The organism is Micromonospora thermarum, assembly GCF_012034245.1.
GTDB classification, from domain to species: domain Bacteria; phylum Actinomycetota; class Actinomycetes; order Mycobacteriales; family Micromonosporaceae; genus Micromonospora; species Micromonospora thermarum.
This window is the reverse complement of record NZ_JAATEO010000030.1, coordinates 18,985-41,292: the sequence shown is the minus strand read 5'-3', so window position 1 is coordinate 41,292 and position 22,308 is coordinate 18,985. Positions and strand designations below refer to the sequence as shown.

General features: G+C 73.7%; 22 protein-coding genes and 1 pseudogene. 4 read left to right on the top strand and 19 right to left on the bottom strand.

Going from position 1 to position 22,308, the window contains the following annotated elements; translation table 11 throughout:
* Window positions 1-262 precede the first annotated feature (262 nt).
* A complete protein-coding gene (locus tag HCJ94_RS23600) occupies window positions 263-508 on the bottom strand; it encodes a hypothetical protein (RefSeq protein ID WP_168003228.1) in 246 nt (81 codons plus the stop codon).
* Complete coding sequence (locus HCJ94_RS23595) at window positions 505-750, bottom strand: DivIVA domain-containing protein (RefSeq protein WP_168003227.1); 246 nt, start codon at window positions 748-750, stop codon at window positions 505-507. Before HCJ94_RS23595 ends, HCJ94_RS23600 begins: the two co-directional genes overlap by 4 nt.
* A 256-nt stretch (window positions 751-1,006) precedes the next feature.
* On the opposite strand from HCJ94_RS23595, the gene HCJ94_RS23590 reads away from it, so the two are divergent.
* Both HCJ94_RS23590 and HCJ94_RS23585 read left to right on the top strand, forming a co-directional pair.
* The gene (locus HCJ94_RS23590) at window positions 1,007-1,840 is read left to right on the top strand and encodes a DUF5919 domain-containing protein (protein WP_168003226.1); all 834 of its coding nucleotides are present in this window, start codon (window positions 1,007-1,009) and stop codon (window positions 1,838-1,840) included.
* Entirely contained in the window at window positions 1,837-2,640 is an 804-nt protein-coding gene (locus tag HCJ94_RS23585) for an inositol monophosphatase family protein (RefSeq protein WP_168003225.1), read from the top strand. The genes HCJ94_RS23590 and HCJ94_RS23585 overlap by 4 nt, the downstream gene beginning before the upstream one ends.
* 41 nt (window positions 2,641-2,681) lie before the next feature.
* On the opposite strand, the gene HCJ94_RS23580 is transcribed toward HCJ94_RS23585, so the two are convergent.
* Window positions 2,682-3,341: a DNA-3-methyladenine glycosylase gene (locus HCJ94_RS23580; protein ID WP_168003258.1), complete on the bottom strand. Its 660-nt coding sequence runs from the start codon at window positions 3,339-3,341 to the stop codon at window positions 2,682-2,684.
* Window positions 3,342-3,423: 82 nt separating this feature from the next.
* Here HCJ94_RS23580 and HCJ94_RS23575 point away from each other — a divergent pair, with 82 nt between their 5' ends.
* Window positions 3,424-5,985 (top strand): AMP-binding protein, encoded by a 2,562-nt coding sequence (locus HCJ94_RS23575; RefSeq protein ID WP_373684434.1) that lies wholly within the window; start codon window positions 3,424-3,426, stop codon window positions 5,983-5,985.
* Here the strand turns inward: HCJ94_RS23575 and HCJ94_RS23570 are convergent.
* Complete coding sequence (locus HCJ94_RS23570) at window positions 5,958-6,128, bottom strand: nucleoside triphosphate pyrophosphohydrolase family protein (protein ID WP_168003223.1); 171 nt, start codon at window positions 6,126-6,128, stop codon at window positions 5,958-5,960. The genes HCJ94_RS23575 and HCJ94_RS23570 overlap by 28 nt on opposite strands.
* Before the next feature lie 54 nt (window positions 6,129-6,182).
* On the opposite strand from HCJ94_RS23570, the gene HCJ94_RS23565 reads away from it, so the two are divergent.
* Entirely contained in the window at window positions 6,183-6,536 is a 354-nt protein-coding gene (locus HCJ94_RS23565) for an MmcQ/YjbR family DNA-binding protein (RefSeq protein ID WP_168003222.1), read from the top strand.
* Window positions 6,537-6,643: 107 nt separating this feature from the next.
* On the opposite strand, the gene argH is transcribed toward HCJ94_RS23565, so the two are convergent.
* From argH to HCJ94_RS23490, 15 genes and pseudogenes are all read right to left on the bottom strand, one after another.
* A complete protein-coding gene (gene argH / locus HCJ94_RS23560) occupies window positions 6,644-8,107 on the bottom strand; it encodes an argininosuccinate lyase (RefSeq protein ID WP_168003257.1) in 1,464 nt (487 codons plus the stop codon).
* 14 nt (window positions 8,108-8,121) lie between these two features.
* Entirely contained in the window at window positions 8,122-9,327 is a 1,206-nt protein-coding gene (locus tag HCJ94_RS23555) for an argininosuccinate synthase (protein ID WP_168003221.1), read from the bottom strand.
* The gene (locus HCJ94_RS23550) at window positions 9,324-9,836 is read right to left on the bottom strand and encodes an arginine repressor (protein WP_168003220.1); all 513 of its coding nucleotides are present in this window, start codon (window positions 9,834-9,836) and stop codon (window positions 9,324-9,326) included. Before HCJ94_RS23550 ends, HCJ94_RS23555 begins: the two co-directional genes overlap by 4 nt.
* Entirely contained in the window at window positions 9,833-10,804 is a 972-nt protein-coding gene (argF, locus tag HCJ94_RS23545) for an ornithine carbamoyltransferase (protein WP_168003219.1), read from the bottom strand. Before argF ends, HCJ94_RS23550 begins: the two co-directional genes overlap by 4 nt.
* A 19-nt stretch (window positions 10,805-10,823) precedes the next feature.
* A pseudogene (locus tag HCJ94_RS23540) lies at window positions 10,824-12,108 on the bottom strand (acetylornithine transaminase); the annotation flags it as partial.
* Window positions 12,105-12,992, bottom strand: a complete 888-nt coding sequence (gene argB / locus HCJ94_RS23535; RefSeq protein ID WP_168003217.1) for an acetylglutamate kinase — start codon at window positions 12,990-12,992, stop codon at window positions 12,105-12,107. The gene argB and the pseudogene HCJ94_RS23540, both read right to left, overlap by 4 nt.
* A complete protein-coding gene (argJ, locus tag HCJ94_RS23530) occupies window positions 12,989-14,161 on the bottom strand; it encodes a bifunctional glutamate N-acetyltransferase/amino-acid acetyltransferase ArgJ (RefSeq protein ID WP_168003216.1) in 1,173 nt (390 codons plus the stop codon). Before argJ ends, argB begins: the two co-directional genes overlap by 4 nt.
* Complete coding sequence (argC, locus tag HCJ94_RS23525) at window positions 14,158-15,159, bottom strand: N-acetyl-gamma-glutamyl-phosphate reductase (RefSeq protein ID WP_168003215.1); 1,002 nt, start codon at window positions 15,157-15,159, stop codon at window positions 14,158-14,160. The genes argJ and argC overlap by 4 nt, the downstream gene beginning before the upstream one ends.
* Before the next feature lie 187 nt (window positions 15,160-15,346).
* Window positions 15,347-17,926, bottom strand: coding sequence for a phenylalanine--tRNA ligase subunit beta (gene pheT / locus HCJ94_RS23520; RefSeq protein ID WP_168003214.1), 2,580 nt, complete (start codon window positions 17,924-17,926; stop codon window positions 15,347-15,349).
* Window positions 17,927-17,961: 35 nt separating this feature from the next.
* Complete coding sequence (gene pheS / locus HCJ94_RS23515) at window positions 17,962-19,029, bottom strand: phenylalanine--tRNA ligase subunit alpha (protein ID WP_168003213.1); 1,068 nt, start codon at window positions 19,027-19,029, stop codon at window positions 17,962-17,964.
* A gap of 167 nt (window positions 19,030-19,196) precedes the next feature.
* The gene (locus HCJ94_RS23510) at window positions 19,197-20,087 is read right to left on the bottom strand and encodes a TrmH family RNA methyltransferase (RefSeq protein WP_168003212.1); all 891 of its coding nucleotides are present in this window, start codon (window positions 20,085-20,087) and stop codon (window positions 19,197-19,199) included.
* 29 nt (window positions 20,088-20,116) lie between these two features.
* Window positions 20,117-20,509 carry a 50S ribosomal protein L20 gene (gene rplT, locus HCJ94_RS23505; protein WP_155332709.1) on the bottom strand — a complete coding sequence of 131 codons (393 nt, stop codon included), beginning with the start codon at window positions 20,507-20,509 and terminating at the stop codon, window positions 20,117-20,119.
* Between the two features lie 32 nt (window positions 20,510-20,541).
* Window positions 20,542-20,736, bottom strand: a complete 195-nt coding sequence (gene rpmI, locus HCJ94_RS23500; RefSeq protein WP_091436665.1) for a 50S ribosomal protein L35 — start codon at window positions 20,734-20,736, stop codon at window positions 20,542-20,544.
* Window positions 20,737-20,756: 20 nt separating this feature from the next.
* Window positions 20,757-21,371, bottom strand: coding sequence for a translation initiation factor IF-3 (gene infC / locus HCJ94_RS23495; RefSeq protein ID WP_155332711.1), 615 nt, complete (start codon window positions 21,369-21,371; stop codon window positions 20,757-20,759).
* A 361-nt stretch (window positions 21,372-21,732) separates the two neighbouring features.
* Entirely contained in the window at window positions 21,733-22,206 is a 474-nt protein-coding gene (locus tag HCJ94_RS23490) for a PH domain-containing protein (protein WP_168003211.1), read from the bottom strand.
* Between the last annotated feature and the right edge of the window lie 102 nt (window positions 22,207-22,308).

Genomic DNA, 22,308 nt, shown 5'->3' with positions numbered 1-22,308 from the left:
GTCGCCGAGGATTCGAAGGCCGCTTGGGCGGCGGCGCACTGGCTGGCGCACCGGTCGCGTTCCCGGTGCCGCAGTGGGCAAACGGGGCGCACGGAAGGGCCGGTGAGCGATGATCCGACGACTCACCCGCCCGGTCGCCGTTCTCCGCAACCGACCCTCGTTCGGGCCGATACAAACGCAGACCGGACACGGCGGCACAGTCGACGCAACCCGTATGTTGCCGAGCCGACCCGCAGTCAAGGAGGCACAGGTCGGCACCGGCCTAGCGGGACCGGCACGGTCCGTCGTGGCCGTCGCGCCGCCGGCAGCGGCCGGCACCGTCGATCCGGGCGTCACACCAGACGGGGGTACGCAGGAACTGCCGGTCCTCCTCGCTGAGGGTGGTCTCGCCGAAGTCGATTGCGCTGATGTGATCGAGCGAGTCGCGCAGTGCCGTGGCGAGGATGGTCGCGCCTTCGCGACTGGTCAACGTGGTCGGCAGGTGGATGATCCAGCGAGGTGCAGTCACTGGAGGTGCCTGCTGTTCGGGCGGCAGGTGTTGTGGCGGGACTGCCACTGCCGTAGTGCCTGGCGGATGCGTTCGGCATCGGTAACCGCAGTGGCCAGTTCGCGGTGCAGCCGATCGAGCTCGTCGGCCACCCGGTCGAGGTAGGCGTGCACCTGCACGGGGTCGACCCCGCGCCAGCGGGTGTCGAAGACGGCAGCTCGCACCTGGTACGGACGCAGGCGTTCTCCGGTCACGTAGATCATCGCTGCGGCGCCCCCTGCTCGGCGATCACGTTCATGCCACTCCTTTGGCTCGGGTTACGGCGCCGAGGCGGGCGGGGGCGGTGCCGTCGACCGGGTCGACCGCGCCGGAGCCCAGCACCCGCCCCGGGCCATGCGTCCACCCTGGTCAACCGCGCGATGCCCCGACATGACTACGGACTGCACTTCGCCGGTAACTGTTCCGCACTTCGTCGCGCTAGGCTGCCCGCAAACCGATCTGGACGTGACCGGAGGCGGCATGACGACAACCGTGCACCGGTGGACTGGCCGCGAAACCCGGGTGCTACGCCAAGCTCTACGCCTGAGCATCCGGGACTTCTCTGCCCGTCTCGGCGTCGCGGAGCGGACGGTGTCGAAGTGGGAATCCGGCCAGGATGCCGTAGTGCCACGGCCGGAGATGCAGGCCGCGCTCGATACCGCACTGAGCACGGCAGCGGCGGATGTACGTGCCAGGTTCTCAGCGGCGCTCGGCACCGCCGGGACGCGACCGGCAACGGATGCTGAGCACCGGGGCAGCTCACCGGATCAGACTGGCGAGTTGGGCGGTCTCACCGCCGTCCACCTCAACCGATCTCAGCTTTCTGCGCACCTGCCTACGCACCAGTTGTTCGACGGTGCCGACGACATCCGCGCGTCGGGCCTGTCCCTCAATCTGCTCTGCCAGGACTATGCCGACCGCCACTGGTTGGATCTACTGGCAAGGGGTGGCCGCCTACGCTGCCTGTTCCTCGACCCCGACGGTGCGGCAATTCAGGCGCGCGAGGCGGAGGAAGGCTTTCCCGCCGGCCAACTCTCGGCGCTGACGAAGCTCAACATCGAGACGCTACTGCGTGTCCGTGACCGCCTTCCGGCCGATCTGCGGGAGCACATGACCCTGTCGGCGTACGACGAGACACTCCGGTTCAACATCCTGCTCGTGGACGATCTGTGCGTGGCGCAGCCCTACCTCGCCGGGACGCGGGGAGTCGACTCCCCCGCCTTCGTCATCCGCGAGGATCAGCGGGGCGCGGGCCTGTACGCCGTCTTCGAGCAGGTCTTCGAGTCGCAGTGGCGACGGGGACGGTTGCTGTGAGCGAGTCCCGTGACCTGCTGCCGATCGCGACGGAAGCCGTGGGCCGCGCGACCGAAAGAATTGTTCAGCAGCCGCCGGGGGCGCTGACCGTCAAGGGCGACCGGGATCTCGCCTCCGACCTCGACTACACGATCGAGCGCGATGTGCGCGCCTTCCTCCAGGCGGAGACGCCGGAGATCGGATTCCTGGGCGAGGAGGAAGGGCAGACCGGCTCAGCGGAGATGCGTTGGGTCCTCGATCCGATCGACGGTACGGCGAACTTCGTACGTGGTCTGCCGATGTGCGCCGTGTCGCTCGCCCTCGTGCGGGGCGACGAGCCGGTGCTCGGGGTCATCGACGTGCCCTTGCTCGCGACGAGGTACACCGCAACCAGGGACGGCGGCGCCCATGCGAACGGGCAGAGGATCAGGACCAGCGCGACGACCAGGCTGCGCGCGGCCATGGTCGCCATCGGGGACTACGCGGTGGGCCCGGACGCGGACTCCCGCAACAACATCCGCCTCGCCCTGACCGCCAAGCTCGCAGCCGAGGTGCAGCGAGTGCGGATGACCGGCAGCGCAGCGCTCGACCTGGCGTGGCTCGCCGAAGGCAAGCTGGACGCGGCGTTGACGCTGTCCAATCATGCCTGGGACATGGCGGCCGGCGTGGTCATCGCCCGGGAGGCGGGAGCCGCCGTCGTCGACCAGGATGGCGGCGACCACGACATCAAGTCCGTCGTGACGCTCGCGGTCACTCCTGGGCTCCGCGAGGCTGTCACCCGTCTCTACCGCGAAGCCGTATCGATGGCCGTCCTCCGGTAAGCCACGTCAAGCTGACTTCGGTCGGGCGTGGATCGACCCGGTCACGCCTGTGACTGTTTGCCGACCGGCTGGTCGCGCCGGCGGGGTACGTGCCGACGGTAGGTGCTGACGGTCGGGTCGCCGGTGATCCAGAACCGCCACGGCACGTCGTGCGCGCCGGTCACCCCGACCCGAGGCCCGGCCGCGACGGCCTCCGCCGGCACCGGCACGGCCGGCGGCAGCAGCCGGACCGGGCCGTCGCCGAGCAGGTGAGCGCCGTACACCGACCGGTCGATCCCCAGCGCCGCGCAGAGCCGGGCCGGCCCGCGGGCGAGATCCACGTCCCGGCGTACGGCGGGGCGCCGGGCCCGGGCGACGTCGAGGCCGTCGACCACCTCGCCGGCCCGGAGCAGCACCGCCGAGGCCTCCCCGTCCGGGCCGGTCACCACGTTCATGCACCAGTGCATGCCGTAGGTGAAGTACACGTAGGCGTGGCCGGCCGGGCCGAACATCACCGCGTTGCGGGGCGTGCGGCCCCGGTGGGCGTGCGAGGCGGGGTCACCGGCGGTGCCCGCGTACGCCTCGACCTCGGTGATCCGGACGGTGACCCCGCCGGCGGAGAGCCGGGCGCCGAGCAGGCCGCGGGCGGCCGGCACCACCGGCCCGGCGAGCAGGTCGGACAGCTCGGCGAGGGCAGCAGAACGCCGGTCGGGACAGGTCACCACGGCTGCGACCCTATCCGGCCGTGACGGTGGTCGCCCGGCACTAGGGATTAAGGCCAGCCTTACCTTACAGTTGGTGCCCGTGACACCCCTGTCCCCCCTGCTCCCGGCCGTCGGAGGGCTGCCGTTCGTCCGCGATCTGGCCGCCCACGGCGACCGTCCCGCCGTCGTCACCCGGGACGGGGAGCTCTCGTACGCCGACCTCGCCGAGCGGGTCGCCCGGACCGCCGACCGCCTCGGTGTGGGCCGGCGCCTGGTGCTGGTGGTCGGCGCGAACACGGTCGACTCGCTGGTGGCGTACCTGGCCGCCCTGCACGCCGGCCACCCGGTCCTGCTGGTGCCCGGCGGCCACAACGCGGCCCTGGCGAGCCTGGTCGACGCGTACGACCCGGACGTGGTGGTCGGCCCGGCCGAGGGCGGCTGGCGGATCGAGCACCGGCGGGCGGCGTCGGCACACGACCTGCACCCGGACCTGGCGCTGCTGCTCAGCACCTCCGGCTCGACCGGGTCGCCGAAGCTGGTCCGGCTGTCGCAGGCGAACCTCCAGGCCAACGCGGAGTCGATCGCCGGCTACCTGGGCATCCGGGACACCGACCGGGCGGCCACCACGCTGCCGCTGCACTACTGCTACGGCCTGTCGGTGGTCAACAGCCACCTCGTCCGGGGCGCCGCGCTGGTGCTGACCGACCTGTCGGTCGCCGACACCTGCTTCTGGGAGCTGTTCCGCGACGCGCGGGCGACCACGTTCGCCGGGGTGCCGTACACCTTCGACCTGCTGGACCGGGTCGGCTTCGCCGCGATGGACCTGCCGCACCTGCGCTACGTCACCCAGGCCGGCGGCCGGCTCGCCCCGGATCGGGTGCGCCGGTACGCCGAGCTGGGCCGCCGCGCCGGCTGGGACCTCTTCGTCATGTACGGGCAGACCGAGGCGACCGCCCGGATGGCGTACCTCCCGCCGGACCTGGCCCTCGACCACCCGGCGGCGATCGGTGTGCCGGTGCCCGGCGGCGCCTTCCGGCTCGCCCCGGTCGCCGACCACCCCGACCCGGACGTCGGCGAGCTGGTGTACGCCGGCCCGAACGTCATGCTCGGGTACGCGCACTCCCCCGCCGACCTGGCGCTCGGCCGCACCGTCGACGAGCTGCACACCGGCGACCTCGCCCGCCGCACCGCCGACGGCCTGTGGGAGATCGTCGGCCGGCGCAGCCGGTTCGCCAAGATCCTCGGGTTGCGGATCGACCCGCAGCAGATCGAGGCGCTGCTGGCCGCCCACGGGTTCAGCGCGACCTGCGCCGGTGGCGACGACGAGCTGATCGTGGCGGTCGCCGGCGCGGGCGACCCGCGCCGGCTCCGCCGCCTGGTCGCCGACGAGGTGGGGCTGCCACCCCGCGCGGTGCGGATTCTCCTGCTGGCCGAGCTGCCCCGGCTCGCCTCGGGCAAGCCGGACCTGGTGGCGCTGCGCGGGCTGGCCGCCGCCGCGGTCGAGGCCCCGGCGCCCGAGCCGGCCGCCGCCGGTGACCTCTGCCGGCTGTACGCGGAGGTGCTCGACCGCACCGACGTCACCCCGGACCTGAGCTTCGTGGACCTCGGCGGCGACTCCCTGTCGTACGTCGAGATGTCGGTGCGCCTGGAGCAGGAGCTGGGGCACCTGCCGGCGAATTGGCACACCCTGCCGATCGCGGAACTGCGCCCGTCGGCCCGCGCAGGACATGCGGACCGCCGCGGCGTGGGACCGCGGCGGCGCTCCCTGGAGACCAGCGTGGCGCTGCGGGCGGCGGCGATCGTGCTGATCGTCGGCTCCCACATCCCGCTGTTCACGATCACCGGTGGGGCGCACCTGCTGCTCGCGGTCGCCGGCTTCAACTTCGCCCGGTTCCAGCTCACCGACGCCGGCCGGCGCGACCGGCTGCGGCAGGTCGGCGCGAGCCTGCTGCGCGTCGTGCTGCCGACGACCGCGTGGATCGGCGCGGTCATGCTGGTCAGCGACCAGTACGAGCTGAGCACCCTGCTCCTGGTCAACAGCATCCTCCGGCCCGACGTGCCGGACGGCTGGCACTTCTGGTTCGTCGAGGCGTTGGTCTACCTGCTGGTGGGCCTGGCCGCGCTCCTCGGGCTGCGGCGGGTGGACCGCTGGGAGCGACGGCACCCGTTCGCGTTCCCGCTGGCGCTGACCGCGCTCGCGCTCCTCGGCCGGTACGACGTATTCGGCCTCGACGCCCGCTACGACCTGCCGTCGGCGCTGGTGGCCGGCTGGCTGTTCACCCTGGGGTGGGCGGCCGCCCGCGCCGACGGTGTCCGGCAGCGGCTGCTGGTGACCGGCGCGGTCGCGGCCACCGTGCCGGGCTTCTTCGGGGAGCCGTGGCGGGAGGCGCTGATCGTGGCCGGGTTCGCGCTGCTGACCTGGAAGCCGACCGTGCCGAGCCTGGCCCTGGTCAACAAGGTGGCCGGGGTCCTCGCTGCCAGCTCGCTCTACATCTACCTGACCCACTGGCAGGTGTACCCGCACCTGCGGGATCTGCCGCTGGTCGCCCTCGCCGCGTCGATCGCGCTGGGCATCGCGTACGCGGCCCTGGTGAACCGGGTCAGTCGATGGATCGCCGCATGGCGGTCAGCCCGTCACGAACCGGCCGGGGCAACCCGCTGACCCTCCCGGTCCGGGTGGGTCAGCTCCCCCACCTCCTCCTGCAGCTTCAGCAGGAACCAGGTGCCGGACCGGTCGATGCCGTGCCGCGTGGCGTAGCGGCGGGAAACGGCCTCGACCTCGTCGGTGAGCTGATGCAGATCCACGGCGGCGAGCATAGGAGACTGGGCGCTGCCGGGTCGGTCGGCAGGGAGGGTGTGATGGAGCGCGAGGAGATGCGGGCGTACTGCCTGGGCAAGCCGGGCGCGTGGCTGGACCAGCCCTGGGAGGGCGACGAGGTGGTCAAGGTCGGCAGCCGGATCTTCGCCTTCCTCGGCTCACACGAGGGAGAGCCGAGGATCGGGGTGAAGTGCGGCCCCAACCGGGACGTGGCCGACGAGTGGATCCACCGGTACCCGGCGGACGCGAAGCCGTCGCCCTACATCGGCCGGTCCGGTTGGAACACGCTGCGCCTGGACGGCGAGATCGAGGACGACGAGCTGACCGTCGCCGTCGACGCGTCGTACGACGCGGTGGTGGCGAAGCTGCCGAAGCGGGAACGCCCCGGGGCCTGAGCGGATCGGCGGCAACGTCGGGGAAACCGCTGCCTCGGCGCGCCCGATGGCAGCAGTTTCCCCGACGTTGCGCGGATCCTGCACCCAACGCCCCGGCGCGGCGTCGCTCAGCGGGGGACGACCCGCTCGGCCGCCCACTCCTTCCAACCGGCCAGCTTGTCCGCGGCGGCGACGAGCTGGTCGGCGACCGGGCCGGGGCCGGTGGACCCGGGGGTGGTCCGGGCCGCCAGGGCGGAACGCACCGAGAGCACGTCCCGCACCGACGGGTCGAGGTGCTCGCTGACCGCCGCGAGGTCGTCGTCGGAGACCTCGTCGAGCGCGCAGTCGCGCGCCGCGCACAGCGCGACGAGCCTGCCGGTGATCTCGTGCGCGTCCCGGAACGGCACGCCCTTGCGGACCAGCCAGTCGGCCACCTCGGTGGCGAGGGAGAAGCCCACCGGCGCGGCGGCGACGAGCCGGTCGACGCGTACCGTCATCGTCGAGATCATCCCCGCGAGGGCCGGCAGCAGCAGCTCCAGGGTGTCGACCGCGTCGAAGGCCGGCTCCTTGTCCTCCTGCATGTCCCGGTCGTACGTCATCGGCAGGCCCTTGAGCATGGTGAGCACGCTCATCAGGCCGCCGACCAGCCGGCCGGACTTGCCCCGGGCCAGCTCGGCGATGTCCGCGTTCTTCTTCTGCGGCATGATCGACGAGCCGGTGGCGAAGGCGTCGTCCAGCTCCACCCAGCCGAACTCCTGCGACGTCCACAGCACCACCTCCTCGCCGAGGCGGGACAGGTGCACGCCGATCAGCGCGGTGACGAAGAGGAACTCGGCGACGAAGTCCCGGTCGGCGACGGCGTCCATGGAGTTCGCGAAGGACGTGCGGAAGCCCAGCTCCTTCGAGACCGCCACCGGGTCCAGCGGCAGGCCGGAGCCGGCGAGGGCGCCCGCGCCGAGCGGGCTGATCGCGGTGCGGTGGTCCCAGTCGCGCAGCCGCTCCAGGTCGCGGAGCAGCGGCTGCACGTGGGCGAGCAGCCAGTGCCCGAACGTGACCGGCTGGGCGTGCTGGAGGTGGGTCATGCCCGGCGCGGCCGTGTCCACGTGCCGCTCGGCCTGCTCGACCAGCGCCTCGGCCAGCTCGACCAGGCGGGCGGCCACGCCGCGGGCGTGGTCACGCAGGTACAGCCGCAGGTCGGTGGCGACCTGGTCGTTGCGGGACCGGCCGGCACGCAGCTTGCCGCCGAGGCTGCCCAGCCGCTCCAGCAGGCCGCGTTCCAGCGCGGTGTGCACGTCCTCGTCGTCGATCGTGGGGCGGAACTGGCCGGAGGCGCAGGCCGCCTCCAGGTCGTCCAGCGCCGCCAGGATCCTCCCCAGCTCCTCCGGGTCGAGCAGGCCGGCACCGGCCAGGACCCGGGCGTGTGCCCGGGACCCGGCGATGTCGTACGGGGCGAGACGCCAGTCGAACTGCACGCTCACCGACAGCCGCGCGAGGGCCTCGGCGGGGCCGCCGGCGAAGCGGCCGCCCCACAGGCTCGTCCGGTTGGTGGCGGCGGTGTTCTCGGTCAGGCTCTTGTCGTCCACCCCGCCCATTGTGGTGCCCACGATCAGGCGCCACCCAACCGGGCGTCCCGCGCCGCGGCCATCTTGCTGGGCAGGCCCCACAGCTGCACGAAGCCCTTGGCGAGCGACTGGTCGAAGGTGTCGCCGGTGTCGTACGTGGCCAGGCCGAAGTCGTAGAGGCTGGCCTCGGAGCGCCGGCCGGTGACGGTGGCGCGTCCGCCGTGCAGGGTGAGCCGCACCTCGCCGGACACGTGCTTCTGGGCGTCGTCGACGAACGCGTCCAGCGCGTACTTCAGCGGGGAGAACCACAGGCCGTCGTAGACCAGCTCGCCCCAGCGCTGGTCGACGCCACGCTTGAACCGGGCCAGGTCCCGCTCGACGGTGACCGCCTCCAACTCCTGGTGGGCGGTGATCAGCGCGATCGCGCCCGGCGCCTCGTACACCTCGCGGCTCTTGATGCCGACGAGCCGGTCCTCGACCATGTCGAGCCGGCCGACGCCCTGGGCGCCGGCGCGCCGGTTCAGCTCCAGGATCGCCTGGTACGGGGTGACGGTCTCGCCGTCGATGGCGACCGGGTTGCCGCCGTCGAACGTGATGACCAGCTCGTCGGCGTCCCGCTCCTGCGCCGGGTCGGACGTGTACGAGTACAGGTCCTCGATGGGGCCGTTCCAGATGTCCTCCAGGAAGCCCGTCTCGACGGCGCGGCCCCACAGGTTCTGGTCGATCGAGTACGGCGACTTCGCCGTCACGTCGATCGGCAGGCCCTTCTCCTCGGCGAAGGCGATGGCCTTGTCCCGGGTCCAGGCGAAGTCCCGGGCCGGCGCGACGATCTTCAGGTCGGGGGCGAGCGCGGCCAGGCCGACCTCGAAGCGAACCTGGTCGTTGCCCTTGCCGGTGCAGCCGTGCGACACGATGGTGCCGCCGTGCTTGCGGGCCGCGGCCACCAGGTGCTTGACGATCAGCGGCCGGCTCAGCGCCGACACCAGCGGGTAGCGGTCCATGTAGAGGGCGTTGGCGCGGACCGCCGGCAGGCAGTACTCGGCGGCGAACTCGTCGCGCGCGTCGACGACCTCGGCCTCCACCGCGCCGCAGTCCAGGGCGCGCTGCCGGATCGCGTCGAGGTCCTCGCCGCCCTGCCCGACGTCGACCGCCACCGCGATCACCTCGGCGCCGGTCTGCTCGGCCAGGTACGGGATGGCGACGGAGGTGTCCAGCCCTCCGGAGTACGCCAGGACGACCCGCTCGGTCATGTGGTGCTCCCTTCAACGTTCTCTTCGCGGCGGGCCCAGCCGGCGAGCTTGTCGCCGAGCACGGCTCCGCCGTCGGCCTCGCGGGCCACGACGAGGATGGTGTCGTCGCCGGCGATCGTGCCGACGACCTCGGGCAGGCCCGCTCGGTCCAACGCGCTGGCCAGGTAGTGGGCTGCGCCCGGCGGGGTGCGCAGCACGGCGATGTTGCCGCTGGAGTCGACCCCGTTGAGCAGCTCGTGCAGCAGCCGCACGAGGCGGGCCGGGGCGGCCTCCGCCTCGCGGAGCGGGCGGTGGCCGTCCTCGGGGATCAGGTAGACGCCGCGCCCGTCGCCGCCGCGGACGGTCACCGCGCCCAGCTCCTTGAGGTCCCGGGAGAGGGTGGCCTGGGTGACCAGGATGCCCTCCCCGGCGAGCAGTTCGGCCAGCTCGGTCTGCGAGTGGATCGCCTTGTCGCGGATCAGCTCGACGATGCGGCCGTGGCGGGCGGCCCGGGTCAGCGGCGCGGTCATGGTGTCTCCCTGGTGGTGGCGTCCAGCGCCACCACGTCCGGGGCAGGTACGGCCCCGAGGAGGAACGTCAGCAGCGCCTTCTGGGCGTGCAGGCGATTCTCCGCCTGGTCGAAGACCGCGCTCCGCGGGCCGTCGAGCACCTCGTCGGTGATCTCCTCGCCGCGGTGCGCGGGCAGGCAGTGCAGCACGATCGCGTGCGGCGCGGCGTGCGCGAGCAGCGCGGCGTTGACCTGGTACGGCAGGAAGGGCGTGATCCGGTCCAGGCCGTCCTCCTCCTGGCCCATCGAGGTCCAGGTGTCGGTGGCGAGCACGTCCGCGCCACGGGCGGCCTCGACGGGGTCGGTTCCGGCGCGGACCGACCCGCCGGTGCCGGCGGCGATCTTCTCGGCGCGGGCCACCACGTCCGGGTCGGGCTGGAAGCCGGCCGGCCCGGCCACCCGGACGTGCATGCCGGCGATCGCCCCGGCCAGCAGGTACGAGTGGGCCATGTTGTTGCCCGCGTCCCCGACGTACGCGAGGGTGCGCCCGGCGGTGCCGCCGAGGCGCTCCCGGACGGTGAGCAGGTCGGCCAGCAGCTGGCACGGGTGGTAGGTGTCGGTGAGCGCGTTGACCACCGGCACGGTGGCGTGGGCGGCGACCTCGGCGATGCGGTCGTCGCCGTGGGTGCGCAGCACGATCGCCGCCACGTAGCGGGACAGCACCCGCCCGGCGTCGGCGAGGGTCTCGCCGCGCCCGAAGTGGGTGACCTGCGTGTCCACGACGAGCGGGTGCCCACCCAGCTCGGCGATCCCGGCGTCGAAGGAGATCCGCGTGCGGAGGCTCTGCTTGTCGAACAGCACCGCCACCGACCGCGGCCCGGCGAGCGGCTTGTACGCGAACCGGTCGGCCTTCATCCGCGCGGCGAGGTCGAGCACGGCCGACTGCTCGGCGGGCGAGAGGTCGTCGTCCCGCAGGAAGTGCCGGATCATGCGGTCTCCTCCGGGCAGGTCGAGCCGGTGCCGCCGAGGGCGGCCGGGGCGCTGTCGGCGAAGCCGGCCGGGCCGGCGGGCGCGGCGGCCTCGCGGGCCTCGCTCACCGACGGGGCGGTGGCGAGCGCGGCGTCGGCGAGCGCGGCGGCGTCGAGGGCGGCCGGGAGGGCGGCGAGGAAGGCGTCGACCTGGGCGGCGCCGAGGATCAACGGCGGGGCGAGCCGGACCACGTCCGGCTGCACCGGGTTGACCAGGAAGCCGGTGTCCCGCAGAGTGCTCGCCACCGTGCCGGCGACCGGCCCGGTGAGCGCGATCCCGAGCAGCAGGCCGGCGCCGCGGACCTCGGTGACCAGGGAGTGGCCGAGCGCCTCGATCCCCCGGCGCAGCCGTTCCCCGATCCGCTTGACGTGGTCGAGCAGCCCCTCGTTGGCGATGGTGGCGACGACCGCGAGGGCGGCCGCGCAGCTGACCGGGTTGCCGCCGAAGGTCGTGCCGTGCGAGCCGGGACCGAGCAGGTCGGCAGCCGGGCCGAAGGCCAGGCAGGCGCCGATGGGCAGCCCACCGCCGAGGCCCTTGGCGAGGGTGACCACGTCCGGCTCGACGCCGTCGGCCTGATGGGCGAACCAGTGCCCGGTCCGGCCGATGCCGGTCTGCACCTCGTCGAGCACCAGCAGGGCGCCGTGCGCGGCGGTGATCCGCCGGGCCTCGGCCAGGTAGCCGGGGGGCGGGACGACGACGCCGTTCTCGCCCTGGATCGGCTCCAGGATCACCATCGCGGTCGCCTCGGTGACAACCGCCGCCAGCGCGGCGGCGTCGCCGTACTCGACGTGGGTGACGTCGCCGGGGAGCGGCCGGAACGGGTCGGCCTTGGTCGGCTGGCCGGTGAGCGCCAGCGCGCCCATGGTCCGGCCGTGGAAGCCGCCCCGGGTGGCGACCACGTGGGTGCGCCCGGTGAGCCGGGACAGCTTGAACGCCGCCTCGTTCGCCTCCGCGCCGGAGTTGGCGAAGAACACCCGGCCGGGCCGGCCGGCGAGGGCCAGCAGCAGCTCGGCGAGGGCCACCGGCGGCTCGGCGACGTACAGGTTGGACACGTGCCCGAGGGTGGCGACCTGCTTGGACACGGCGGCCACCACGGCCGGGTGGGCGTGCCCGAGCGCGTTGACGGCGATGCCGCCGAGCAGGTCGACGTACTCCCGGCCGGCGTCGTCGACCACGACGGCGCCGGAGCCGGAGACCAACGCCAGCGGCGGCGTGCCGTAGTTGTCCATCATGGACTGCTGCCAGCGTTCGTGGAGGGTGCTCATGCGGGGATCACCATCGTTCCGAAGCCTTCCGACGTGAACACTTCCAGCAGCGTGGAGTGGGCGACCCGGCCGTCGACGACGTGCGCGGCGGGCACTCCCCCGCGCACCGCCCGCAGGCACGCCTCCATCTTCGGGACCATGCCCGACTCCAGCGACGGCAGCAGCTTCGCCAGGTCGTCGTCGCTGATCTCGCTGACCAGGCTCGACGTGTCCGGCCAGTCGGCGTAGAGGCCGGGCACGTCGGTGAGGACGACGAGCTTCCGGGCCTCCAGGGCGACCGCCAGCGCCGCGGCGGCGGTGTCGGCGTTGAGGTTGTGCAGCACCCCGTCCGCGTCCGGCGCCACCGTGGAGATCACCGGGATCCGGCCGGCCGCGATCAGGTCGGTGACCGCGGAGACGTCCACCGACTCCACGTCGCCGACCTGGCCGACGTCGACCGGCTGCCCGTCGACGTACGCGGGCCGCCGGACGGCGGTGAACAGGCCGGCGTCCTCGCCGGAGAGCCCGACGGCGAACGGGCCGTGCGCGTTGATCAGCCCGACGAGCTGCCGCCCGACCTGGCCGACGAGCACCATGCGGACCACGTCCATCGCCTCCGGCGTGGTCACCCGCAGCCCGCCCCGGAACTCGCTGTCGATGCCCAGCCGGCCGAGCATCGCCGAGATCTGCGGGCCGCCGCCGTGCACCACGACCGGCTTGAGGCCCGCGTAGCGCAGGAAGACCATGTCGGCGGCGAACGCCTTCTGCAGCTCCGGGTCGACCATGGCGTTGCCGCCGTACTTGACCACGACGGTCGAGCCGGAGAAGCGGGCCAGCCAGGGCAGCGCCTCGATCAGCGTCGCGGCCTTGGCCTGGGCGCGGGTGAGGTCGGTGGTGAGGCTCATGTCGAGTACGCCGAGTTCTCGTGCACGTACGCGTGCGACAGGTCGTTCGTCCAGACGGTCGCCTCGGCGTCACCGGCGTGCAGGTCGATGCGGATGGTCACGTCCCGCCCGCTGAGGTCCACCTTCGACCGGTCCTCGGCGGCCGCCCCGCCCCGGCACACCCACACGCCGTTAACGGCCACGTCGACGGCGTCCGGCTCGAACGCGGCGGCCGTGGTGCCGACCGCGGCGAGGATCCGCCCCCAGTTCGGGTCGTTGCCGAACAGCGCGGTCTTGACCAGGTTGTTGCGGGCCACGCTGCGGCCGACCTCGACCGCGTCGTCCTCGCCGGCCGCGCCGACCACGTCGATCGCGATCTGCTTGGTGGCGCCCTCGGCGTCGGCGATCAGCTGCTGGGCGAGGTCGTGACAGGCGGCGGTGACCGCGGCGGTCAGCTCCGCCTCGGTGGGCGCGATGCCGCTCGCGCCGCTGGCCAGCAGCAGCACGGTGTCGTTCGTCGACATGCAGCCGTCGGAGTCGATCCGGTCGAACGTCACCCGGCAGGCCGCCCGCAGCGCCGCGTCCAGGGTCTCCGGGCCGGCCACCGCGTCGGTGGTGAGGACGCAGAGCATCGTGGCCAGCGCCGGGGCGAGCATCCCCGCGCCCTTGGCCATGCCGCCCACGGTCCAGCCGCTGCCCTGGGCGACGGCGTTCTTCGGCCGGGTGTCGGTGGTCATGATGGCCTGGGCGGCGGCCGGCCCGCCGTCCCGGCCGAGCGCCCGGACGGCGTCCCGGACGCCGGGGAGCAGCTTGCCCATGGGCAGCCGCTCGCCGATCAGGCCGGTCGAGCAGACCGCGACCTCGCCGGCGCCGAGCATCAGCCGGGGGCTGGCCGCGGTGAGCGCGGCGGCGGTGTGCTCGGCGGTGGCGTGGGTGTCCTGGAAACCGCCGGGGCCGGTGCAGGCGTTGGCGCCGCCGGAGTTGAGCACCACCGCCCGGACCACGCCGCCGTGGACGACCTGCTGGGTCCAGAGCACCGGCGCGGCCTTGACCCGGTTGGCGGTGAAGACACCGGCCACACCGGCGTCCGGGCCGTCGTTGACGACGAGGGCGATGTCGGCCGCGCCGCTGGCCTTCAGCCCGGCGGCAACCCCGGCCGCCCGGAACCCCCGGGGCGTGGTGACACTCACGGCGTGACCCCCCAGACTGACAGGCCGGTCGTCTCCGGCAGGCCGAGCATGATGTTCGCGTTCTGCACGGCCTGGCCGGCCGCGCCCTTGCCGAGGTTGTCCAGGGCGCTCACCACGATCATCCGGCGGGAGTCGACGTCGACGGTGGCCTGGAGGTGGCAGGAGTTGGAGCCGAGGGTGGCGGCGGTGTGCGGCCACCGCCCCTCCGGCAGCACGTGCACGAACGGCGCGTCCGCGTACGCCTCGGCGAGCACCGCCTGCGGGTCGACGCCCCGGGCGGGCACGGCGGTCACCGTCGCCAGGATGCCGCGCGGCATCGGCGCGAGCACCGGGGTGAACGACAGGCTGGCCGCGCCGGTGGCCTGCTTGATCTCCGGGACGTGCTGGTGCGCGCCGACCCGGTAGGGCGACAGGTCGCCCATCACCTCGCTGGCCAGCAGGTGGGGCTTGGCGGCCCGGCCGGCGCCGGAGGTGCCGGAGGCGGCGACCACCACCACGTCGGCGGGCTGGGCGGCGCCGGCGGCGACCAGCGGGGCGAGCGCCAGGGTGATCGCGGCCGCGTAGCAGCCGGTGTTCGCGACCCGGGTGGAGCGGGCGATCAGCTCCCGCTGGCCGGGCAGCTCGGGCAGCCCGTAGGTCCACTGCCCGGCGTGGGTGCCGCCGTAGTAGTTGGCCCAGTCGTACGGGTCGGCGAGGCGGTGGTCGGCCCCGAGGTCGACGACGCGCACGTCGGGGGGCAGCTGGGCGGCGAGCGCCGCCGACTGCCCGTGCGGCAGCGCCAGGAAGACGAGGTCCGCGTCGGCCAGGGCCGCCGGGTCGGTCTCGGTGAGCACCAGGTCCAGCCCGGTGAGCTGCGGGTGTACGGCGTCCAGCCGGTGCCCGGCCTGGGTGTGGGCGGTGGCGGCGACCAGGTCGAACTCCGGGTGCCCGGCGACCAGGCGCAGCAGCTCGCCCCCGGCGTAGCCGCTCGCCCCGGCGACCGCGACTCGGATTCCCATACTCACCTCCGCATGACTATGCAGAGAAGGCTACCAACCCGCTGCATGGTCATGCAATCAATTGCATGAGGATGTGATCGTGTCGCGGATCACCCGCCCGACGAAACGCGGCGAGGCCCGTGTCGCGCTCCGCGCGACACGGGCCTCGACCCGTCGACGGCCGGGTTCCTCCCGGACCGGAGCGTCCTCACGCCCCCCGAAGGATGGCGCCGTGGCGTTCGGCGGCGCGCGCCACCGCGGCGTCTCGGGCCGCCACCGCCTCCTCCACCGTCAGGGTGCGGTCGGGCGCCCGGAACGCCAGCTTGTACGCCAACGACCGGCGACCCGCCCCGAGCTGCTCGGACTCGTACACGTCGAACAGGCGGACCGACTCCAGCAGCTCCCCGGCGCCCTCCACCAGCGCCTCCTGGACCTGCGCCGCCGGCACCGAGGCGTCCACGACCAGGGCCACGTCGATCAGCGCGGGCGGGAACGACGAGACGGCCGGTGCCTGGAGCATCGGCGCGGCGGGCACCGCGTCCAGGTTCAGCTCCATCGCCGACGTCCGCCGGGGCAGCTCCAGCGCGGCGACGACGGCCGGGTGCAGCTCGCCGGCGTGCCCGACGACGGTGTCGTCGACCAGCACCTGCGCGCACCGCCCGGGATGCCAGGGCGCGTGCTCGGCGGCCCGCACGGTGACCCGGTCGTCGGGCAGGCCGGCGACCGCCAGGACCGTCCGCGCCGCCTCGACCGCGTCCGCCCAGCCGGCCGCGCGGCCCGCGCCCCACCAGCCGGTCGGCTCGATCTCACCGGCCAGCACCACGGCGACGTGCCGCGGCTGGTCCGGCAGGACCGCGTCGGCGGCGGCGAACTCGGCGTCCGACGGGGGGTGCTCCACCCCCATGTGCGGCGGCGTTCCCGCGTCGGGGCGCGGGTGGAAGACCGCGCCGATCTCGTACAGGGCGAGGTCGCGCTGACCCCGGCCGAGGTTGCGCCGGAGCACGCCGAGCAGCGGGCCGAGCAGCGTGGTGCGCAGCAGCGGCTCCTCCTCCGACAGCGGGTTGGCCAACCGGACCGCCCGCCGGCGCGGGTCGTCGGCCGGCAACCCGAGCAGGTCGGCCAGCTCGGGGGCGACGAAGGGCTGCGACAGCACCTCGACGTACCCCTGGTCGGCGAGCGTCCGGGCGACCGCCCGGCGGCGCCGCTGCTGCCCGGTCAGGCCGCGGCCGGCGGGCGCGACCGGCAGCACGGACGGCACGCGGTCGTACCCGTCGAGGCGGACCACCTCCTCGACCAGGTCGGCCGGGTCGGTGAGGTCCGGCCGCCAGGTCGGCGGGGTGACGGTCAGCGCGACCGTGCCGCCGGCGGGCACGCCGACCTCGCCCGGGTCCTCGGCGAGCCGGTCCGCGCCACTGGCGACCGTGCAGCCGACCTGCTCCAGCAGGTCGACCACCCGCGCCGGCGGGTACGCCACCCCGACCCGCCGGGACGGCAGGTCGGCCGGGATGGAGATCGGCGTACGCGGCCGGACGTGGTCGATGTCGAGGATCTCGTCACCGGCGGTGCCGCCGCCGTGCTCGACCAGCAGCCGGACCGCCCGCTCGATGGCGACCAGTGGCAGGGCCGGGTCGACGCCCCGTTCCCAGCGCTTCGCGGCCTCGCTGAACAGCTTGTGCCGGCGGGCGGTGCGCCCGACCATCACCGGGTCCCAGTGAGCGGCCTCGAACAGCACGTTCGTCGTGCCCTCGACGACCTCGCTGGTCTCCCCGCCCATCACCGCGGCGAGCGAGATCGGGACGCCGGCACCCTCGCCCGCGAGGGGGTTCGGCAGCCCGGCGTCGCAGATCACCATGTCCTCGGCGGCGAGCGTCCGGGTCACCCCGTCCAGGGTGGTCAGCTTCTCCCCCGGCTCGGCGCGGCGGACCACCAGCGTGCCGGCGACCCGGTCGGCGTCGAACGCGTGCATCGGCTGGCCCAGTTCGAGCATCACGTAGTTGGTGATGTCGACCGGCAGCGAGATGCTCCGGATGCCGGCGGTGGTGAGCCGCTGCACCATCCAGGCGGGCGAGGGCGCGGTCGGGTCGACGCCGCGGACCATCCGGGCGGCGAACCGGTCGCAGCCGACCGTGTCGCGCACCTCGACCGGGTACGCGGGCCGCTCCGTCGCGCCCGGCGCCGGCACCAGCCCCGGGTCGCGGAACGGCACCCCGACGGCGTGCGCCAGCTCGCGGGCGATGCCCCGCACCGACATCTGGTAGCCGCGGTCCGGCGTCAGCTCGACCTCGACCACGACGTCGTCGAGCCCCACCACGGGGCGGGCGTCGTCGCCCGGCTTGGCCGGGCTGGACTCGGGCAGCACGATGATGCCCGAGTGGTCGTCACCGAGCCCCAGCTCCTTCGCCGAGCAGATCATGCCGTTGGAGTTGCGCCCGTACGTCTTCCGGGCCCCGATCGTGAAATTCCCGGGCAGCACGCCGCCGGGGAGGATCACCACGACCCGGTCGCCGACGGTGAAGTTCCGCGCCCCGCAGACGATCTCCTGGAGCTCGCCGGTGCCGTTGGCGTCGCCCACGTCGACCCGGCAGAACCGGATCGGCTTCTTGAAGCCGGTCAGCTCCTCGATCTCCCGGACCTCACCGACCACCAGCGACCCGGTGACCGTCGCACCCAGGTCCACGATGGACTCGACCTCGATGCCCAGGTCCACCAGGGCCTGCTCCAGGTCGGCCGGGGCCAGGTGGGCCGGCAGGTCGACGTACTCGCGCAGCCAGCTGACAGAAACTCGCATGACTCAGACCACCGTCTCCGAAACTCGTGCCCGCACTACGCCCCGTATCCGAACGCCCGGGTGAACCGGACGTCGCCCTCGACCATGTCCCGCATGTCGCCGACGCCGTGGCGGAACATGACCGTGCGGTCGATGCCCATGCCGAAGGCGAATCCGGAGTAGACCTCCGGATCGATGCCGCAGGCCCGCAGCACACGCGGGTTCACCATGCCGCAGCCGCCCCACTCGACCCACTGCGGACCCTTGCGGTGCTCCGGGAACCAGACGTCGAACTCCGCGGACGGCTCGGTGAACGGGAAGTAGTGCGGGCGGAACCGGGTCTTCGCCTCCGGGCCGAACATGGCCCGCGCGAAGTGGTCCAGGGTGCCGCGCAGGTGCGCCATCGTGATGCCCTTGTCGACCACCAGGCCCTCGACCTGGTGGAAGACCGGCGCGTGGGTGGCGTCCAGCTCGTCGGTGCGGTAGACGCGGCCCGGGCAGATCACGTAGATCGGCGGCGTGCGGGTCAGCATCGTCCGCGCCTGCACCGGTGAGGTGTGCGTCCGCAGCACCATGCCCGAGTTCTCGGGCGCGACGTGGAAGGTGTCCATCAGGCCGCGCGCCGGGTGGTCCGGCGGGATGTTGAGCGCGTCGAAGTTCGTCCACTCCAGCTCGACCTCGGGCCCCTCGGCCACCTCGTAGCCCATCCCGACGAAGAAGTCGGTGATCTGCTCCATGAGGGTGCTGACCGGGTGCCGCGCGCCCTTCTGGCGCCGGTCGTACGGCAGGGTGACGTCCACCCGCTCCTCGATCAGCATCCGCTCGGCCTGCTCGCGCTCGAGCACCTCGGCGCGGGCGGCGTACGCGGACTCGATCGCCCGGCGGGCCTCGTTGACCCGCTTGCCGGCGTCGGCCTTGGCGGCCGGCGGCAGCGCGCCGATCTCGCGGCGGGCCAGCGAGACCGGGGCCCGGTCACCCAGGTGCGCGGGGCGCAGCGCGGTCAGCGCGTCCGGGTCGGCGGCGTCGGCGAACGCCTTCTCGGCGGCGGCGACGGCCTCGGCCAGGGCGGCCGGGTCGAGCAGGGCGACCTGCTTCGGGTCGTACGGATCGTTGCGGTAGGTCATGGCGTACGGGCACTCCCTCACGGCGGCGCCGGCCCTCGTCAGGCGGCGAAGCGAGTCTACGGACGCGCGGCTTCGCCGCAGCCCGCCGGTGGGAGTTGTGGGGTGAGCAGGTCAGGCCCGCCGCCCGCCGACACCGGCGGGCTGGCTAAACGAACGCCGTGGCGCGTTCATGGGCGGACGCTCTCCCCTGCTGTCTCGGCCGCGCGGCCGGTCGACGGCCGGCGCTGCGCTCTCGCTGAAGCGTACAGGCACACCGCCGCGGCCGCAGCCAGGTTCAGGCTCTCGGCGCGCCCGTGCAGCGGCACCCGGACCCGGGCGTCGGCGGCGGCGGTCAGCTCGTCGGGCAGCCCGTGCGCCTCCGAGCCGAAGAGCCAGGCGGTGGGGGCGGCCAGCCGGCCGGCGTCGGCGAGGTCGTCCAGGTCGTCCGCGCCGTACCCGGTGGCGGCCAGCGCGGCGAGCCCGGCGGCCCGCAGCGCGGCGACCACCGCGAGAGGGTCGGCCGCGCGCACCACGTCGACGTGGAAGAGGCTGCCGGCGGAGGCCCGCACGGCCTTGCCGTTGTACGGGTCGACGGCCTCGCCGGCGAAGACAACCGCCTGGGCACCGGCCGCGTCCGCGGTGCGCAGGACCGTGCCGGCGTTGCCCGGGTCGCGGATGCCAGCGAGGACCGCGACCAGCCGCGGCCCGCGCGCGAGGGCCGCGTCCAGCGGCACGTCGAGGTGCCGGCACACGGCGACGAGGCCCTGCGGGGCGACGGTCTCGGTGAGCGCGGCGAGGGCCTCGTCGGTGACCTCGGAGACCGGTACGTCGTCGGCGGCGGCACGGGCGGCCAGATCCGCGTACCGGTCGAGCGCGGCGGGCGTACCGAAGAGTTCCAGGACCGTGCGGGGCCGGTCCAGGGCCTCGCGGACCGCCTGCGGTCCCTCGGCCAGGAACCGGCCGGTCGCGTCGCGGTCCCGGCGGCGCTGGAGCCGGCGGGCGGCGACGACCCGTGGGGTACGCGGGGTGAACGGCCCGGAGACGGCGTCGAGGCGCCTCCCGTGCGGTCGTGACTGCATGGGAGACGCCTCGATCTGCCGTGGGTGGATCAGGCGGCCTGGGCCGCGGCGCCACCGGTGCCCTCGGCCGCGACGGCGGCGCGGGCCAGCTCGACGATCGCCGCGAACGCGGCGGCGTCGTTGACGGCCATGTCGGCCAGGATCTTCCGGTCGACCTCGATGCCGGCCAGCTTGAGGCCCTGGATCAGGCGGTTGTAGGTGAGCCCGTTGGCGCGGGCGCCCGCGTTGATCCGCTGGATCCACAGCTGCCGGAAGTCGCCCTTGCGGTCGCGACGGTCCCGGTACGCGTACTGCATCGAGTGCAGCACCTGCTCCTTGGCCTTGCGGTACAGGCGGGAGCGCTGACCGCGGTAGCCGCTCGCGGTCTCCAGCAGGGTACGGCGCTTCTTCTGGGCGTTCACAGCCCGCTTGACGCGTGCCATCTCAACTCCTTCTTCGGTTCAGGTGGCGCGCGTCAGCGGCCGAGCAGCTTCTTGATGCGCTTCACGTCGGCCTTGGCCAGCTCGACGGTGCCGGTCAGCCGGCGGGTCCGGGTGGAGGCCTTCTTCTCCAGGTTGTGGCGCAGGCCGGCCTGCTGGGCAACGATCTTGCCCTTGCCGGTCACCTTGACCCGCTTGCCCATCCCGGTGTGGCTCTTCATCTTCGGCATGTGGAACGTCTTCTCCCCTGTTACTCGCCGGTCGTCCCGGCGGGCCCGGCCGGCTCGACCGGCGGCGCCGCCTCTGGGGCGCCGGACTCCCGCTCGCCCCGCGGTAGCGCACCGCCGCGGGCCGCCGTGGCGGCCGCCTTGGTGGCGCGGTGCGGCGCGAGCACCATGATCATGTTGCGGCCGTCCTGCTTCGGCGCGGCCTCGACGTACCCCAGCTCCGAGATCTCGGACTCGAGCCGGCGCAGGAGCCGGTACCCCAGCTCCGGACGGCTCTGCTCCCGACCGCGGAACATGATCGTCACCTTGACCTTGTCGCCGGCCTTGAGGAACCGCACCACGTGACCCTTCTTGGTCTCGTAGTCGTGCGGGTCGATCTTCGGCCGGAGCTTCATCTCCTTGATGACGGTCTGCTGCTGGTTACGCCGCGCTTCGCGCGCCTTCAGTGCGCTCTCGTACTTGAACTTGCCGAAGTCCATGAGCTTGCACACCGGCGGGCGCGCCATCGGCGCAACCTCGACCAGGTCCAGGTCGACGTCCGCGGCCAGCTGAAGGGCGCGCTCCAGCGGGACGATGCCCACCTGCTCACCCTCAGGGCCGACCAGTCGGACCTCACGTGCCCGGATCTGCTCGTTCACGCGTGGTTCGACGCTGATGGGGCCTCCTCGAGTCGAGTTTTCCTGCGTGGCCGACCCCGCGGCTCCCGGGTGGGAACCGACCCGGAAAGCAGAAGGCCCCGGCGCATGCCAGGGCCCGCTCGACCGGTCGGCACGACCACATGGTCGCGCATCCGGAGCCGGGACGTGCCCGGAACCGGTGACCGGACCCGGCCGCCTCGCGGCGACTCGGGTGGGAGCAGGCGCCCCACTTTCACGGCCGCCCGCGCACACGCGGACAGCCTGGTCGACTCGACAACACTACACCCCCGCCCAGGGCAGGCCCAAACGGGGCACCACTGCCGGCCCGGGATCGCTCCCCGACCGGGGTGCCGGGCGCCCGTCAGCGCCCCGACGCGCCCTCGGCCAGGCGGGTCTGGTGGGCCTGGTGCAGGCGGCGCAGCGCGCGGACCCCCTCGACGGCCAGCTCCTTGTCGGCGGCCTGGAGGGCCACCATCGGCAGCAGGTCGTCGTCGTGCAGCTCCAGGCTGGCCCACGGCGCGCCCCGGTCGAAGCGGACCCCGCGGACGACCTCCCACGGCAGCTCGTACGAGCCGATCACGTTGCGCACCCGCACCCGCCGCGCGTCGGCCTCGACCATCGGGCGGGTGAAGAGCAGGAAGCCGAGCGCGCCGAACACGCCGAGGCCGATCATGGCGAGCTGGTCGCCCCGCTGGAACGAGCCGTAGCCGTTGCCGGTCGGCCCGGTCAGCGACGTGGCCAGGAGGGTGAACACCACCACCAGCGCGGCCGCCGAGGCCCAGCAGACCAGCCGGATGCGGCGGGGCCGGATGCGGATCGACTCGGTTTCGCTCACCCCACCAGTCTGCCACCCGCCCCGGGCCGCCCCGTGCCCGCCACACGCGGCCGGCCCGAGTCCACGCAGCCTGCCCGCGTCCGCCGCCGCCGACCTGCCGTG